The following is a 16961-nucleotide window of genomic DNA, read 5'->3' on the forward strand; positions in this document are numbered from 1 at the left end:
ATGCGGTGCCTGGCAATGGATCAGGTGGCGGCATACCGAAAAGTGAGGTTCACGATGAAACAAGGTATCCACCCGGATTACAAGACGGTCAATGCGACCTGTTCCTGCGGCGCCACCTTCGAGGTCGGTTCCACCGCTGGCCACGACCTGAGCCTGGACGTCTGCTCTCAGTGCCACCCGTTCTACACCGGCAAGCAGAAGCAGGCCACCACCGGTGGTCGCGTCGAGCGCTTCAACAAGCGTTTCGGTGCCGCGCTCAAGCGTTGATCGTACGGAGCTGAACGCGCCAGCGAGAAACGCTGGTCGACGATGCTCGGGCAATGTCCCCTTCGAACCCGCCTTCATGGCGGGTTCGTTGCGTCTGGGGTTGCGCAGAGGAACGTGGGGAAAGGACAGGGGGCAAAGGGCAGGGCCCGCGACCGCGTGAGCGTTCCCGTTATTGCGTTGCATCAATGCGCAACGCGCGGCGGGCGACTAGGCTTCAAGCAGCAAAGGGAGGCGATGGTCGGGCCTCATCGTTGTCACTGGGCGAACTCACGCTTGCCCGAGCGGTGAGCTTCCAGCGTCACCCTTGGCCCATCTCTGCGCTCACCTTCCTTGCATCTTTCTTCATGACAAGGGTTGGTGCAATGCAGCAAAAGTTGTCGACATTGTCAGCGAAAATCCTGAAACGGGCGTATAACTGACGCTTTTCTCAATCATGTTGAGAAATGGAATATTTTTCTATATTGTGTTGCCACCGTTCCACAAGGACATCCGGACACCAAGCATGACGGACGCAAAGAAGCAGGCTGCGCTGGACTATCACGCCCTCCCCATTCCCGGAAAGCTGTCGGTCGAACTGACCAAGCCGACCGCCACGGCCAAGGACCTGGCGCTGGCCTACAGTCCCGGCGTGGCGGAGCCGGTGCGAGAGATCGCGCGGGACCCGGAAAACGCCTATCGCTATACCGGCAAGGGCAACACCGTGGCGGTGATCTCCGACGGCACCGCCATCCTTGGCCTCGGTAACCTGGGGCCGCTGGCGAGCAAGCCGGTGATGGAAGGCAAGGGTGTGCTGTTCAAGTGCTTCGCCGGCATCAACTCTGTGGATATCGAGGTCGACGCCGAGAGTCCCCAGGCATTCATCGATACCGTGGCGCGGATCGCCGACAGCTGGGGCGGCATCAATCTCGAGGACATCAAGGCACCGGAGTGTTTCGAGATCGAGCAGGCGCTGGTCGAGCGCTGCAAGATCCCGGTGTTTCACGATGATCAGCATGGCACCGCCATCGTCACTGCGGCGGGTATGCTCAATGCGCTGGAAATTGCCGGCAAGTCCCTCGATCAGGCGCGTATCGTGTGCATGGGCGCCGGCGCCGCGGCGATCGCCTGCATGAAGCTGCTGGTGGCCTGTGGTGCTCGCCCCGAGAACCTGGTGATGCTCGACCGCAAGGGCGTTATCCATACGGGTCGTGAGGACCTCAACCAGTACAAGGCGATGTTTGCGGTGGACACCGACAAGCGCACCCTGGATGACGCCATCGATGGTGCCGATGTGTTCATCGGTCTGTCCGGCCCTGGCCTGATGACCGCCGATCATATTGGCAAGATGGCCAAGGACCCGATCGTCTTCGCCTGCACCAATCCGGATCCGGAGATCCATCCCGACCTGGCGCGGGAGACCCGCCCGGACGTGATCATGGCCACCGGCCGTTCGGACTATCCGAACCAGGTCAACAACGTGCTCGGTTTTCCCTTTATCTTCCGCGGTGCCCTGGACGTGCGCGCCACCCGCATCAACGAAGAGATGAAGGTTGCCGCCGTCCATGCGCTCAAGGACCTGGCGCGGGAGCCGGTGCCCCAGGCGGTGCTGGAAGCCTACGAGAAGGACGCCATGAGCTTCGGCCGTGAGTACATCATTCCGACCCCGGTGGACGTGCGTCTGCTGGAGCGGGTGACCTCGGCGGTGGCCCAGGCGGCGGTGGACTCCGGCGTGGCCAGAAAGCCCTACCCGTCGCACTATCCGCTCAAGACCATCGACGAAGTCTACGGCGGCTGAGCCAGGCGCCGATAGATCCAGGCGCCGCTAGATCCAGACGCCGATAGATCCAGACGTCTCGACAGCAACGACAAGGCCCTCCAGTGGAGGGCCTTGTCGCGTCTGGTGGCCGTAATCCGATCGGTCCTGGTCGCTAGAACTCGTAACGCAGTGACGCCGAGGTGATGCGGTCGGTCTTGGCCTCGGCGTCCTCGGGGGGATCCCAAGGGATGGGGGCTGCTTGAGAACTCGTGGCGAAGGAGCCGGTATGTTCTTGATCGGGGGCTGCCCTAGAACTCGTAGCGTAGCGAGGCCGAGGTGATGCGGTCGGTCTTGGCCTCGGCATCCTCGGGGGGATCCCAAGGGATGAGAGCTGCTTGAGAACTCGTATCGCAGCGAGGCCATCGGGGAATGGACGCTGCTTTAGAACTCGTAGCGCAGCGAGGCCGAGGTGATGCGGTCGGTCTTGGCCTCGGCGTCCTCGGGGGGATCCGAATTGTGCTTGATCTCGTGGGACAGGCGCAGCGACATATGGGCGTTGATGCGGGTATCCAGGGCGGTATAGGAGCGCACCGTCGAGTTCTTGCGGGTGGTCTCCAGCGACAGTTCCTGTTCGAGGGTGGCGCTATCGCTCAGCGCATAGCCGGCCTCCAGGGCGCCGTAGGCCACCGCCAGACGCTGGTCGTTCTCGCCGGGCAGGATGTCGGCACGATAGCCGGGGCCTGCCTCCAGCGCCAGGTGGGCGCGATCGTCGTCGATCAGCTGGCGGCCGTAGCCGGTGATGGCGGTGAACTGGTGGTCGTAGCCGCTGAAGCGATCCTTCTCCCAGCGGCCGAAGCCGAACAGATAGTGCGGGCCGACCAGTTCGCGGCGTTGGCGAAAGGACACCAGATACTGCTCCGCACTGGTCTCGCTGTCCTCGCTGGCGTGGCGGGCCTCGCCGCGCAGGCGTGACAGCCAGGCCCCCTGCAGCCAGGTCAGCTGAGCCTTGCCGAGAAAGGTCTCGCTGTTGGAGTTGCCCGACAGATGGGTGTAGCCGAACTCGACATGGCCGAGAAAGTCCGGCGAGTCGTCATGGACGGGGATCGGGGCGTAGAAGGCGTCCGCCAGCGCGGCTTTTATCGGCACAAAAAGCCCGAAAATGCATAGTGCCGTCGCGGGCAAATGAAAACGGGAAATCACCATAAGGTGGTCTCTAGGAAGGTTCAAGGCGTGGTGAGTAGCGCGAAGTGACAAGGGACCCCTCCTTCCCGACGGGAAGGAGGGGTAATGGCCTTAGAAGATGGCTTCGTAGGCGCCGGTACCCTGGGAGCCGCTGTGGCGCTCGACGGCGCTTTCGACACGGCGGGGCTGTACGGTGGGCATGTGGTCTTCGTCGAACAGTTCCTCGACGCCGCCACCCTGGCCGTCGCGCAGCAGGCGACCGCTGTTGGCGTCGACCCTGGCGGTGATGATGCCGGGCGGCTGTTCGGGGATGTTCTCCGGCTTGCCGGCCAGCGCCTGGCCCATGAAGTCGACCCAGATCGGCAAGGCGGCCTGGGCGCCGTACTCGGCGGTGGGGGTGTTGTCGTCCTTGCCCACCCACACGGTGGCAGCGTAGTCGCCGTTGAAGCCGGCAAACCAGGCATCACGCTGGTCGTTGGTGGTGCCGGTCTTGCCGACGATGTCGGTGCGCTCGAGTGCCAGGGCGCGGCGGGCGGTGCCGCGCTCGACCACGTCGCGCAGCATGTCGCGCAGCAGGTAGACGGCACGCTCGTTGGCGACCCTGGGCGCCACCTCGTAGGTCTTGCCGTCGATCTGTGTGGTGGTCTGGCCTTCGCTGCATTCGCGGCAGGCCACGCGGGGGCTTGCCTCTTCCACCAGGGTCTGCTGCTCGCCCTGGGTGATCTTCTCGATGAACCAGGGCGATACCCGGAAGCCGCCGTTGGCCAGCACCGCGTAGGCGTTGGTCATTTCCAGCGGGGTCAGGCTGGCGCTGCCCAGTGCCAGCGACAGGCCGTTGGGTAGACGATCACGGGAGAAGCCGAAGTCCACCAGGAAGTCGATGGTGCGACTCAGCCCGATGTTCTGCAGAAGGCGAATGGTGACCAGGTTGCGCGAGCGGGCAAGGCCGACCCGCAGTCGGGTCGGGCCGAGGAAGTCACCGCTGGAGTTGGACGGGCGCCACAGTTCGTTGCTGCCGTCGTTGAGCACCACCGGGGCGTCGTTGATGACGGTGGCGGGGGTCACCTCGCCACTGTTCAGGCCCGCCAGGTAGATGAACGGCTTGAAGATGGAGCCGGCCTGGCGACGGGCCTGAATCGCGCGGTTGAACTTGCTGGCGTCGAAGTCGAAGCCGGCCTGGAGTGCGAGGATCGCGCCGGTCTGCGGGTCCATCACCACCAGTGAGCCCTCGGCACCGGGCTGCTGGGACAGGCGCCAGCTGCCGTCCTCGCGCTGGAGGATGCGCACCAGGTCACCCCGGCTGGCGATCTCTGAGGCCGAGGACGGTGAGGCGCCACGATAGCGGGCACTCTTGTAGGGCGCGGCCCAGTCCAGCCCGTCCCAGGACAGGGTGATCAGCTCGCCCTCATGGGCCAGCACCTGCATCTCGCGGCCTTCGCTCTTCACCACGATGGCGGGTTCCAGCGGGCCGTAGGTCGGGGTGCGCTCCAGCACCTGCAGCCAGTTGCTGACGTCGCCATCGACGCCCTCGACGCTGGTCTGACTGCGCTCGGCCGCGCGACGGGCGGTTTCCATGACCTCGGGAGACTCGGACAGCTCTTCCTCCAGGCCGGTGCGCTCGGTCTTTTCCTGGGCTTCGGCCAGACTCTGAGGAATCTCGGTGTCCTCAGGCCCGCGCCAGCCATGGCGGGTGTCGTAGGCGATCAGGCCATTGGCCAGCGCCTGGCGAGCCATGGGCTGGAGCTCGCTGTCGATGGTGGTGGTGATGCGATAGCTGCCGGTATAGGCCTCGTCACCGAAGCGATCGGTGGCGAACTGACGGGCCATCTCGGCGACATAGTCGGCCTGAACCTCGGCCTTGGCCACGTGGCGACTGGCGGTGATCGGCGCCTGAACCGCCTCGTCATAGGCGCTCCGGTCGATGTAGCCCAGCTCACGCATGCGAAACAGGATCCAGTTGCGGCGAATCAGCGCGCGCTCGGCGTTGGCCAGGGGGTTGAAGGCCGAAGGCGCCTTGGGCAGGCCTGCGATCATCGCGTGCTGGGCCAGCGTCAGCTCATCGAGCGGCTTGTCGTAGTAGACCTCGGCGGCGGCGGCGATGCCGTAGGCACGGTGCCCCAGGAAGATCTTGTTGACATAGAGCTCCATGATTTCCTGTTTGCTCAGGATCTGTTCCATCTGCAGCGACAGCAGGATCTCACGCAGCTTGCGGGTAAAGGTGCGGTCCAGCGTCAGCAGGTAGTTGCGCGCCACCTGCATGGTGATGGTCGAACCGCCCGACTGGATATCGCCACCGCTGGACACCAGTTCCACTGCGGCCCGGGCCAGGCCCTTGGGGTCGACGCCGGGGTGTTCGAAGAACGCCGAATCCTCTGCTGCCATCAGTGCCTGGAGCATTGGCTCGGGAATGTCCTCGAAGTCGACCGGCATGCGGCGTTCCTCGCCGAATTCGCCGATCAGCTGACCGTCGCGGGTGTAGATGCGCAGTGGCGTCTGCAGCTCGAAGTCCTGCAGTTGACGGACATCGGGAAGCCCAGGAGCGAAGTAGAGGGCGGCACCGACGACGCCCAGGGCCGCGGCGGCGCCAAGCGATATCACCAGCCACACGGCGGAGAAAATGAGCGTTCTGAGATACTTCATGAAATCGCGGTGTCCATGCTGAGAACGAAAAACGGCGGGGCGAAGAGATGGGGTAAGGCAGTCCTTTGCGTCGGCCATTATAGGAACTGGGAGGGCCTGTCACCACCATTGTGACGAATTGCCCGTCTTGTTGCACAAAGTGCCGTCATGGATCAGTAAGGCCCGGCTCGGTTTTGGCTAGGCTGGCGCCACAGCGTCGTGCATCGGGCGCGGTGCCATGGTGGCAGTGTGATGGGCTCATGTGGTTTTCCTCGAAGGACAAGGGTCTGGTCGGTGTCGATATCACCTCCGCCTCGGTCAAGTTGATCGAGCTGGTGGAGGACGACGCCGGCCACCGCGTGGCCGGCTACGCGGTCAGACCGCTGCGTCAAGGGGCCGTGGTGGAGCGCCGCATACGTGATATGGGCGAGGTCATCGAGGTGCTGTCGCGGGTGGTCGAGCTGGCCTCTCCAGGGAGTCGAGAGGCCGCCGTGGCGGTGCCATCCCGCGCGGCGATAACCCGGGTACTGCGCTATCCGGCAGCGCTCGATGATGAAGAGATCGAGGCCCGTATCGAATGGGAGTCAGACAAGCACATACCGTTTCCGTTCCGTGAGGTGGCCTTTGACTTCTATCGCCTGGGGCGCTGCTCCGACGATCCGCAGTGGCAGGAGGTACTGCTGGTGGCCTGTCGTCGCCAGGACGTCGAGCAATTGACCCAGGCGCTGGAGGCCAGCGGGCTCATGCCTGCGGCGGTGGATGTCGAGAGCTTCGCCATCGAGCGGGCCATCGCTGGCCTTTGCCGTCGTCGCCGACTGGGGGACGGCGCCCTGGCCCTGGTGGACGTGGGCGCCTACCTCAACACGCTGCACGTGGTGGTGGCCGGGCGCATCGTCTACAGCCATGACAGCCTGTTCGGCGGCATGCAGCTCACCGAAGCGATCCAGCGTCACTACGGTATCGGCATGGATGAGGCCGGCTTCGGCAAGAAACGGGGCGGTTTGCCGGACGACTATTCGCAGACGGTGCTGGGGCCCTTCGTCGAGACCCTGGTGGAGCACATCCAGCGATCGTTGCAGCTGTATCAGGTGTCGGACCATGTGCGCCCGCTCGAGCGACTGCTGTTGACGGGAGGTGGCAGCCTGGTCGCGGGGCTTGCCGATCGTCTGAGCCAGGCCCTCGGCCTGCCGGTCAGCCAGGTGGACCCGCTGGAGGGGATGGCGCTCAAGCCATCGCTGGACGCGGCGGCACTACGCGGCGAAGCGCCGGCCCTGCTGACCGCCTGCGGCCTGGCCATGCGAGGACGACCATGAAAGATGTGACGATCAACGAGGTCCAGGTCAATCTGCTTGACTGGCGCGAGGCCGCTCGCGCCAGGCGCACGCGACGCTTCTGGCTGGCGGTGGCGCTGTCGGCGTTGGCGGGTGTCGGGCTCGCGTTGATGGCGACGCTCTGGCTGCAGTGGGGGTTGAGGCAGATGGAGGCCCGCCAGCGACATGTCGCCGCTGCCGTCGAGCGTCTGGAAGAAAAGTCCGCCGAGATGGTCGATCTCGAACGCCAGCTCTCATTGCTGGATCAGGAACAGGCGTTGCTCGAGCGGCTGCAGGACGAGCGGCGCCAGACGCTTGCGGTGGTCAACGCCCTGGCAGCCACCCTGGCGCCGGGGGTCCGCTATCAGCGTGTCGAGCGCATCGGCGACAGATTGATGCTCGAGGGCGAGGCCGTGGACAGCGCCAGGCTGGTCGAACAGCTGCGCTCCCTCGAGCGTGCGCAGGTCTTTGCCGAACCGCTGTTGTCGCGGGTGGGGGCCGAGCAGGGGTATCAGCATTTTGCGCTGGAGATGACCCTCGCGGCATTGCCGGCGCTGGAGCCCTTGCCATGAATTCAGAGCAGGGCGGTGATGTCAGCTGGCGTGAGCGCTGGCTCGATGAGTGGCGCCGGCTCAAGGCGCTGGACTGGCGTCGGCTGGAGCTGAGTGAGGCCGGGCGCTGGCCGATGTCGCTGCGGACCCTGGTGGCGATCCTGGCTTTCGTGCTCGCCCTGGTGGCCATGGTGGTGGGCTATCTGCATCCCCTGTCACAGCGTCTGGTGGAGCTGCAGCGTCAGGAGCGAGAGGTGATCGCCGACTTCGAAGGCCGCGCACGCGAGTTGGCGGAGCTTGATCGCCTCAAGCGGCTGTTGGTGGATCTCGATCAGCGTGTCAGCGAGCGGCGTCGCATGTTGCCGGACGGCGCCGCCATCCCATCGCTGTTGGAAGGCATCGGCCAGGTGGCCAAGCGTCGCGGGCTATCGCTGGAGGAGCTCGAACTGAGGGCGGCGCGCCCCCTGGAGCTTTATGTCGAGCGGCCTTTTGATCTGCGGGTGCGGGGCGACTATCACGCCATCGGTGGTTTCGTGGCTGATCTGGCCAACCTGCCTAGACTGGTGACGTTGCACGATTTCAGCCTGTCGCCGGTCGAGGGAGGGCTTGAGCTGCACGCGCTGGCGCAGACCTACAGTATTGGTGACGGCGCGCGCGTCGCCGATGCGCTGGTGGAGGGTTCATGAGGCGGCGCCGGCTGGTGGGCGTGCTGATGGGCGCCTTGTTGGGTGTGGCCCTGACGGGTTGCCAGCAGGCGGACCTCGACGCCCTGGATCGGCGTCTGGCCGAGGCGCTGGCGCCGGAGCTCGATCGGCGGCCGGTAGCGTTGCCCGAGGTAGTGAGCCTGCCGGTGCTGCAGTATCGCTACGCCAACGCGAGAAGCCCCTTTCGCTTCGAGGGCCAGGGCTTCGGCGGTCAGCGGTTTGTGCAAGGCAGCGGTCTTGCTGCCTTTTCCCTGGACGAACTTGAACTGGTGGGAGTGCTGGGTCGAGGGCAGCGGCATTGGGCGCTGTTCGAGGCGCCCGATGGTCATCTCTATCGGGTGGCGCAAGGGGAGATGCTGGCCAATCCGCCCGCCAGGGTCGCGGCGATCAGCGCTGAGGCCGTCAGGCTGGAGGCGGTTGCAGGCAAGGACTATCGCTGGAAGGAGCGTGTCATGAGGGTAGGCGAGTGAGCAGGCGACCTGATATCGGTTCATGTCGGACAGGCGAATCGGTGTTTTCGCCTGGGCAGGCGATCGCGCGGTGGCTGGTGGGGCTGGTGGTCGGTGTGCTGCTGGTGTCGCCGGGCTGGGCGCAGGGCGAGGGCTATCAGGGCGCGCCGATCACTCTGAACTTTCAGGATGTCGAGGTGCGCTCGGTGCTGTCGGTGTTGAGTGACTTCACCGGCCTCAATATCGTCGCCAGTGATAGCGTCGCTGGGCGGGTGACCCTGAACCTGGAAGCGGTGCCCTGGGACCAGGCGCTGGACATGGTGCTGGAGAGCCAGGGGCTCGATAGTCGTCGGCAGGGCGACATCCTGCTGGTGGCGCCGGCCTCGGAACTGGCCGAGCGTGATCGCCTCAAGCTCGAGGCGGCCTCGCGGCTGGACGAGCTTGAGCCCCTGGTAACCGAACACATCGAAGTGCGCTATGCCAAGGCGGCGGAGCTCGCCGCCTTGCTGCGTGGCGAGAACGGTTTCGGGCTGTTGTCCGATCGCGGGCGCGTGGCCACCGATCCGCGCACCAATACCCTGCTGGTCCAGGACGTGGCCAGTCAGCTTGACGAGATTCGCTGGACCCTGGCGCGCCTGGATGTGCCGGTACGCCAGGTGCAGATTTCGGCGCGCATCGTGGTGGCCCGAGACAACACCGCCGAGGAGATTGGCGTCAACTGGGGCGCGCGCAGTCGCCACGACAAGTTGCCTGTGGGGAGCGGGGACGGTGCCCTGTCCGGGGCGCTGGGTGAATCGGTACAGATCGGTGATGGGGTCTTCGGCAATCGAGGGGATGCCTACGGTGGCCTGGGGGTGGATCTGGGCGATGCCCTGGATCCGGGAAGCTCTTTCAAGTTCGGCTATCTGGCCGGGGATGTGCTGCTGGATCTGGAGTTGCATGCGCTGGAGAGCGAGGGCAAGAGCCAGACCATCTCCGAGCCGCGGGTGATTACCGCCAATCAGCACACCGCCCTGATCAAGCAGGGCAAGGAGATCCCCTACCAGGAGTCCACCTCCAGCGGTGCCACCAACGTGGAGTTCAAGGAGGCGGTGCTGGCGCTTGAGGTCACCCCGCAGATTACCAGCGATGACCGCATCGTCATGGATCTGACCATCAACAATGACACCCTGGCCGAGCAGAGCTTCGACGGCGAGCCGGCCATCGATACCAACGAGATCCAGACCCAGGTGCTGGTCGAGGACGGCGAGACCGTGGTGCTGGGGGGGATTCTCACCACCCAGCAGCTGCATACGCTGTACAAGACGCCCTGGCTTGGCGATATCCCCTGGCTGGGAAAGCTGTTTCGCTATACCGAGGACGTCAACGATAAGGTAGAGTTGTTGGTATTCATCACTCCCCGGATACTCGACGACGGCCTGGCGACTCACTGATGCAGGAAGTACCCAACCTGATTCTGATAGGCCCCATGGGGGCGGGAAAGAGCACCATCGGCCGCCTGCTGGCGGCCGAATTGTCACGTCCGTTCTACGACAGTGACCACGAGATTCAGTCACGCTGTGGCGCGGATATCCCCTGGATATTCGATGTCGAGGGCGAGAGCGGCTTTCGTGACAGGGAAAGCGCCATGATCAGCGAGCTGGTGGACTACGACAAGGTAGTGATCGCCACTGGCGGCGGCGCGGTGCTGCGCGAGGAAAATCGCCAGCGTATCCGCGAGGGCGGTACCGTCATCTATCTGTTCACTACCGTGGAGCAGCAGTTGAAGCGCACCGCCAAGGATCGCAACCGGCCGCTTCTGCAGCGCGGCGATCGCGAGCAACTGCTGCGCGACATGTTCGCCCTGCGTGACCCGCTGTATCGCGCCACCGCGGACCTGGTGATCCGCACCGACCGCCGCGGGCCGCGCTCGGTGGTCAACGATATCGTTCGTCGCGTCCATCGCCTCCTCGACCCTCTCACCTGCAAGGCCTCATCATGAGCACACCCACGTCCGTGAATCCCTTGACCCTGACCGTCGCCCTGGGCGATCGCAGCTACCCCATCCATATCGGACCGGGGCTGGTCGATGACGGTGAGCGTCTGGCCTCCTATCTCAGCGGTCGCCAGGTGATGGTGGTGACCAACGACACCGTCGCCGCGCACTATCTCGAGCGGCTGACCTCGGCGCTGGCAGCGGCCGACGACCGCCTCAGGATCGAGACCCTGGTGTTGCCGGATGGTGAAGCCCACAAGAATGTCGAAGGCGTCTCGCGCATCTGGGACGCCCTGCTGGAGGCCGGCTTCAACCGCAAGGCCACGCTGGTGGCGCTGGGCGGCGGGGTGATCGGCGATATGGTCGGCTTCGCCGCGGCGTCCTATCAGCGCGGCATCTCCTTTATCCAGGTGCCCACCACTCTGTTGTCCCAGGTGGATTCTTCGGTAGGGGGCAAGACCGGGGTCAATCATCCGCTGGGCAAGAACATGATTGGCGCCTTCTGGCAGCCCCGCGCAGTGCTGATCGATACCGCCACGCTCTCGACCCTGCCCGAGCGCGAACTGTCCGCGGGTCTTGCCGAGGTGATCAAGTACGGACTGATTCATGACAGTGACTTTCTCGGCTGGCTGGAAGATGAGATGGCTGCGCTGCGTGACCTCGACGATGTTGTGCTCGCCAAGGCCATCGAACGTAGTTGCGCGATCAAGGCCGAGATCGTCGCCCTCGACGAGACCGAGCAGGACGTGCGGGCGCTTTTGAATCTGGGGCACACCTTCGGGCACGCCATCGAGGCCTACATGGGCTACGGTACCTGGCTGCACGGCGAGGCGGTGGGTGTGGGCATGCTGATGGCGGCGGACCTGTCGATGCGTCAGGGCTTTATCGAGCAGGCCGATGTGACGCGCACCCGTCGAGTGATCGAGCGGGCGGGTCTGCCGGTGGCGGCGCCGAGGGAGATGACGGTTGAGGATTTCGTGTCGCGCATGAAGCTCGACAAGAAAAATACCGATGACCGCATGCGCCTGGTGCTGATGCGCGCGCTTGGCGAGGCCTGCGTCTACGACCAGACCCCGCCGGCGCTGCTTGGCGAATGCATCGAGACCTACCCGCGGGCCTGATGATGCCAGTCTCCAGCGTATCGACTGCGACGCCCGCCTTGTGCGGGCGTTGTCGTGTCTGGGGCATGCCGAGCGGCAAGGTTGGCTTTGGTTGGCACGGGTCGCTTTGGCGTGGCTTTGGCGTGGAAAGGGGCGGCTAGAGACGGGACAGGTATTGGCCGAACAGGGCTTCACGGAGTGCGGTACGAGGTGCTGTCGACGGCTTCGGGATAGGGGGAATAGGCGCCGCTCATGCGTGGATCTGTATGTCGTATGCCTGATCGGCATGGGGTGTCGACAGTTTTTGCGACTAAAGTCTAGTGGCGAAAGGCGTACAGCAAGACTTGCTGGAAACGGCTTCCAAGTCGTTGACCTGATAAGGTTTTTTTTCGAAGCCTTGGTGCAAGCATCAGATTTACGGTGTTTTTTTATCGGGCGTGCGCGGCGGGGAGATTGCGCGAGGGCGGGGGGCTGGCTATGCTGGGTACCCATTTTTCGTGCAGTTAGCGAAAGCCCTTAAGGGCTTAAAATCAAAAGAAAAACCGATAATAATATCGCGATTATGCTGTGACTACAACCCTTTCACCTGAGGCGCGCCCATGAACAGAGGTCTTCACCAGCCCGGCGAGTTCCGTGACAACTGCGGGTTTGGCCTGATCGCCCACATGGAAGGGCAGGCTAGCCATGAACTGCTCAGTACTGCCATCGAATCACTGACCTGCATGACCCACCGTGGCGGTATCGCTGCCGACGGCAAGACCGGTGACGGCTGTGGCCTGCTGTTGAAGATGCCCGACGGCTTCATGCGCCACGCCGCCAAGGAAAGCCTGGGTATCGAACTGGGCGACAGCTATGCCGTGGGCGTGATCTTCCTGCCCGACGACGACCAGCGTGAGGAGCGCGCCCGCCAGGTGCTCGAGGCGAGCCTGACAGAGCGTGGTGTCAAGGTGCTCGGCTGGCGCGAGGTGCCGGTGGACCCCAGCGTGTGCGGCCCGATGGCGCTGGAGTGCCTGCCGCGTATCCGTCAACTGTTCGTCGAGCCCGGTGACGCCGAGGAAGCCTTTGACGTCTCGCTGTTCATGGCCCGCCGACTGGTCGAGCAGGCGCTGATCGACGAGCCGGACTTCTACGTCAGCTCGCTGTCCAGCGACGTCGTCTCCTACAAGGGACTGGTGATGCCGGTGGATCTGCCGGCCTTCTATCAGGACCTGGGTGACGAGCGCCTGGAAACCGCCATCTGCGTGTTCCACCAGCGTTTCTCCACCAACACCGCGCCGCGCTGGCCGCTGGCTCAGCCGTTCCGCCTGCTGGCCCACAACGGCGAGATCAACACCATCGAGGCCAACCGTGGCTGGGCCAACTCGCGCAAGGAGAACTTCGTCTCCGAGCGGCTGCCCGACATCGCCAGCCTCGACCAGATCGTCAATACCACCGGTTCCGACTCCTCGAGCATGGACAACATGCTCGAGGTGCTGCTGACCGGCGGCATGGAGCTGCATCGGGCGGTGCGCATGATGGTGCCGCCGGCCTGGCAGAACGTGGAGATCATGGACGGCGACCTGCGTGCCTTCTATGAGTACAACTCCATGCACGTGGAGCCCTGGGATGGTCCCGCCGGTGTGGTCATGACCGATGGTCGTCAGGCCCTGTGCATGCTCGACCGCAACGGCCTGCGCCCGGCGCGCTGGGTGATCACCCGCAACGGCTTCATCACCCTGGCCTCCGAGATCGGTACCTACGACTACAAGCCCGAGGACGTGGTGGCCAAGGGCCGTGTCGGCCCCGGTCAGGTCCTCGCCGTGGACACCGAGACCGGCGAAGTGCTGCACACCAGCGACATCGACGAGCGGCTGAAGTCGGCCTATCCCTACAAGCGCTGGCTCAAGCAGGAGGCTCAGTTCCTGGAGTCCGCGCTGACCGAGCTCGCCGCCTTCAAGAACATGGACTCCGACACCCTTCAGGTGCAGCAGAAGATGTTCCAGGTCAGCTTCGAGGAGCGTGACCAGGTGCTGCGTCCGCTGGGCGAGAGCGGCCAGGAAGCGGTGGGCTCCATGGGTGACGACACCCCCATGGCGGTGCTCTCCGGCAAGCACCGGATGCTGTCGGACTACTTCCGTCAGAAGTTCGCCCAGGTCACCAACCCGGCCATCGATCCGCTGCGCGAAGCCATCGTGATGTCGCTGGAGACCTGCATCGGTGCCGAGCGCAACGTGTTCAAGGCGACCCCGGAGCACGCCCACCGTATCGTGCTGACGACCCCGATCCTGTCGCCGCGCAAGTTCACTGCTCTGGTCGGCCAGGACGACCCGGCCTTTGCCAGCCAGCGTCTGTCGCTGGGCTATGACCCGGAGCAGACAGGGCTCAAGGCGGCGCTGCTCGAGCTGTGTCGCGAGGCCGAGGCGGCGGTTCACGAGAACAAGGTGATCCTGGTGCTGTCCGACGCCGACCTGCCCCAGGGGCAGGTGCCGATCCATCCGGCGCTGGCGGTGGGCGCGATCCACAACGAACTCGGTCGCAAGGCCCTGCGCCCGCGGGTCAACCTGATCGTCGAGACCGGCTACGCCCGTGACGCCCACCAGATGGCGGTGCTGTTCGGGGTGGGCGCCACCGCGGTCTATCCGTGGCTGGCCTATCAGGTGATGGCCGACATGCACCGCACTGGCGAGCTGTCCGGCAATCCGGCGGACGCCCGCGAGAACTACCGCAAGGGCCTGCAGAAGGGGTTGTTCAAGATCCTCTCCAAGATGGGTATCTCGACCCTGGCCTCCTACCGTGGTTCGCAGCTGTTCGAGGCGGTGGGTCTGTCCTCCGAGGTGATGGATCTTTGCTTCACCGGCATGGCCTCGCGCATCGAGGGCACCGGCTTCAACGAGATTCAGCTGACTCAGGTGGCGCTGGCCAAGGACGCCTGGAAGCCGCGCAAGGGCATCTCCCAGGGCGGCCTGATGAAGTACGTCCATGGTCACGAGTACCATGCCTACAACCCCGATGTGGTCAAGGCGTTGCAGGAGGCGGTGCAGGAGGGCGACTACGCCAAGTGGAAAAAGTTTGCGCAGCTGGTCAATGATCGCGCGCCCGCCACCATCCGTGACCTGCTGAAGCTGAAGCCCGCCGCCGAGGCGTTGCCGCTCGAGGAAGTCGAACCGGTCGAGGACCTGCTGCCACGCTTCGACAGCGCCGGCATGTCGCTGGGTGCGCTGTCGCCGGAGGCCCACGAGGCCCTGGCCCAGGCCATGAACGAGGCCGGTGGGCGCTCCAACTCCGGTGAGGGTGGTGAGGATCCGTCGCGTTACGGCACCATCAGAAGCTCCAAGATCAAGCAGATCGCCTCCGGGCGCTTCGGTGTCACCCCGGCCTACCTGGTCAACGCCGAGGTGCTGCAGATCAAGGTGGCCCAGGGCGCCAAGCCCGGCGAGGGTGGCCAGCTTCCCGGTGGCAAGGTCAACGAGTTGATCGCCCGGCTGCGTTATTCGGTGCCGGGGGTGACCCTGATCTCGCCGCCGCCGCACCACGACATCTACTCCATCGAGGATCTGGCCCAGCTGATCTTTGACCTCAAGCAGGTCAATCCCGACGCCCAGGTGTCGGTCAAGCTGGTCTCCGAGCCCGGCATCGGCACCATCGCCACCGGCGTGGCCAAGGCCTACGCCGACCTGATCACGGTGTCCGGCTACGACGGCGGTACCGCGGCGAGCCCGCTGACCTCGATCAAGCACGCCGGTTCACCCTGGGAGCTGGGCCTGCCGGAGGTGCATCAGGCGTTACGCATCAACGGCCTGCGCGACAAGATCCGGCTGCAGACTGACGGCGGCCTGAAGACCGGCCTGGACGTGATCAAGGCAGCCATTCTTGGCGCCGAGAGCTTCGGCTTCGGTACCGCACCGATGGTGGCGCTGGGCTGCAAGTACCTGCGTATCTGCCACCTCAACAACTGCGCCACCGGTGTCGCCACCCAGATGCAGTACCTGCGCGACGAGCACTTCCGTGGCACCGTCGACATGGTCAAGCACTACTTCCGCTTCATCGCCGAGGAAGTGCGCGAACTGATGGCGCTGGTGGGTGTGCGCAAGCTCACCGACCTGATCGGGCGCACCGACCTGCTCGAGGTGTTCGAGGGGCTGACGCCTTCGCAGCACAAGCTTGACCTGACGCCGTTGCTGGCCAACGACCATGTGCCGGCAGATGCCCCGCAGTACTGCCAGGTCAGCCGTAACGTGCCGCATGACCCTGGCGCCAAGAACCTCGAGGTGCTGGAGGCGCTCAAGGACGCCATCGAGTCCAAGGGCGGGGCCGACGTGTCCTTCACCATCACCAACTGTGATCGTTCGGTGGGTGCGCTGACTTCCGGCGCCATCGCCAAGCGTTACGGCGAGGCGGGTCTTGACGACGCGCCGGTGACCGCGCGCTTCACCGGTGTCGCCGGTCAGAGCTTCGGGGTGTGGAACGCCCGCGGACTCAATCTGTACCTGGAAGGTGACGCCAACGACTACGTCGGCAAGGGCATGAACGGCGGCAAGATCGTCATTACCCCGCCGAAGAATAGTCAGTTCGAGAGCCACAAGACGGCGATCATCGGCAACACCTGCCTGTACGGCGCCACCGGCGGCAAGCTGTTTGCCGCGGGTACCGCCGGCGAGCGCTTCGGCGTGCGCAACTCCGGCGCCCACGCGGTCATCGAAGGCTCGGGCGATCACTGCTGCGAGTACATGACCGGTGGCATCGTCTGCGTGCTCGGCGAGACCGGCGTCAACTTCGGTGCGGGCATGACCGGCGGCTTCGCCTACGTGCTCGACGAGGATCGCTGCTTCGTCGACCGTTACAACCACGAACTGGTGGAGATCCATCGGGTCAACACCGAGGCCATGGAGGCCTATCGGAGACACCTCAGGGAAACCATCGAGGAGTATGTGGCCGAGACCGGATCATTGCGCGGTCAGGCGATCCTCGAGGACTTCAGCGACTTTATCCGCCACTTCTGGCTGGTGAAGCCCAAGGCGGCGAGCCTGAATGGCCTCTTGGCCCAGTCCACGCGTCAGCCCGAATAACCCGACGGCGTCCCGAACAAGGCA

11 protein-coding genes and 1 pseudogene are annotated in these 16961 nt (G+C 64.7%); 10 read left to right on the top strand and 2 right to left on the bottom strand.

Translation table 11 applies throughout. From position 1 onward, the window contains the following. Positions 1-54: 54 nt before the first annotated feature. Positions 55-267 carry a 50S ribosomal protein L31 gene (gene rpmE, locus KUW00_RS20525; protein ID WP_045991147.1) on the top strand — a complete coding sequence of 71 codons (213 nt, stop codon included), beginning with the start codon at positions 55-57 and terminating at the stop codon, positions 265-267. 502 nt (positions 268-769) lie between these two features. Next, positions 770-2041 (top strand): malic enzyme-like NAD(P)-binding protein, encoded by a 1272-nt coding sequence (locus KUW00_RS20530; RefSeq protein WP_222570015.1) that lies wholly within the window; start codon positions 770-772, stop codon positions 2039-2041. Between the two features lie 402 nt (positions 2042-2443). Here the strand turns inward: KUW00_RS20530 and KUW00_RS20535 are convergent, their stop codons facing one another. Continuing rightward, complete coding sequence (locus KUW00_RS20535) at positions 2444-3148, bottom strand: YdiY family protein (protein ID WP_231498599.1); 705 nt, start codon at positions 3146-3148, stop codon at positions 2444-2446. Between the two features lie 147 nt (positions 3149-3295). Beyond that, positions 3296-5824: a penicillin-binding protein 1A gene (locus tag KUW00_RS20540; RefSeq protein ID WP_124803448.1), complete on the bottom strand. Its 2529-nt coding sequence runs from the start codon at positions 5822-5824 to the stop codon at positions 3296-3298. A gap of 239 nt (positions 5825-6063) precedes the next feature. Between KUW00_RS20540 and pilM the strand changes: the two genes are divergently transcribed. The 8 genes and pseudogenes from pilM to gltB all read left to right on the top strand — a co-directional run bounded on the left by pilM (position 6064) and on the right by gltB (position 16937). After that, positions 6064-7116, top strand: coding sequence for a type IV pilus assembly protein PilM (gene pilM / locus KUW00_RS20545; protein ID WP_045991143.1), 1053 nt, complete (start codon positions 6064-6066; stop codon positions 7114-7116). Beyond that, complete coding sequence (locus KUW00_RS20550) at positions 7113-7685, top strand: PilN domain-containing protein (RefSeq protein WP_222570016.1); 573 nt, start codon at positions 7113-7115, stop codon at positions 7683-7685. Before pilM ends, KUW00_RS20550 begins: the two co-directional genes overlap by 4 nt. Then, positions 7682-8350 (top strand): type 4a pilus biogenesis protein PilO, encoded by a 669-nt coding sequence (locus tag KUW00_RS20555; protein ID WP_222570017.1) that lies wholly within the window; start codon positions 7682-7684, stop codon positions 8348-8350. The genes KUW00_RS20550 and KUW00_RS20555 overlap by 4 nt, the downstream gene beginning before the upstream one ends. After that, positions 8347-8838 (top strand): pilus assembly protein PilP, encoded by a 492-nt coding sequence (locus KUW00_RS20560; RefSeq protein WP_222570018.1) that lies wholly within the window; start codon positions 8347-8349, stop codon positions 8836-8838. The genes KUW00_RS20555 and KUW00_RS20560 overlap by 4 nt, the downstream gene beginning before the upstream one ends. A 122-nt stretch (positions 8839-8960) precedes the next feature. Further along, positions 8961-10250: pseudogene (locus tag KUW00_RS20565) on the top strand (type IV pilus secretin PilQ); the annotation flags it as partial. Further along, positions 10250-10798: a shikimate kinase AroK gene (aroK, locus tag KUW00_RS20570; RefSeq protein ID WP_045991139.1), complete on the top strand. Its 549-nt coding sequence runs from the start codon at positions 10250-10252 to the stop codon at positions 10796-10798. The pseudogene KUW00_RS20565 and the gene aroK, both read left to right, overlap by 1 nt. Continuing rightward, positions 10795-11913 (top strand): 3-dehydroquinate synthase, encoded by a 1119-nt coding sequence (aroB, locus tag KUW00_RS20575; protein ID WP_222570019.1) that lies wholly within the window; start codon positions 10795-10797, stop codon positions 11911-11913. Before aroK ends, aroB begins: the two co-directional genes overlap by 4 nt. Before the next feature lie 578 nt (positions 11914-12491). Beyond that, a complete protein-coding gene (gene gltB, locus KUW00_RS20580) occupies positions 12492-16937 on the top strand; it encodes a glutamate synthase large subunit (RefSeq protein ID WP_222570020.1) in 4446 nt (1481 codons plus the stop codon). Positions 16938-16961: the final 24 nt, after the last annotated feature.

The sequence above is a fragment of the Halomonas sp. DP5N14-9 genome (assembly GCF_019802175.1).
Lineage (GTDB): Bacteria > Pseudomonadota > Gammaproteobacteria > Pseudomonadales > Halomonadaceae > Halomonas > Halomonas litopenaei.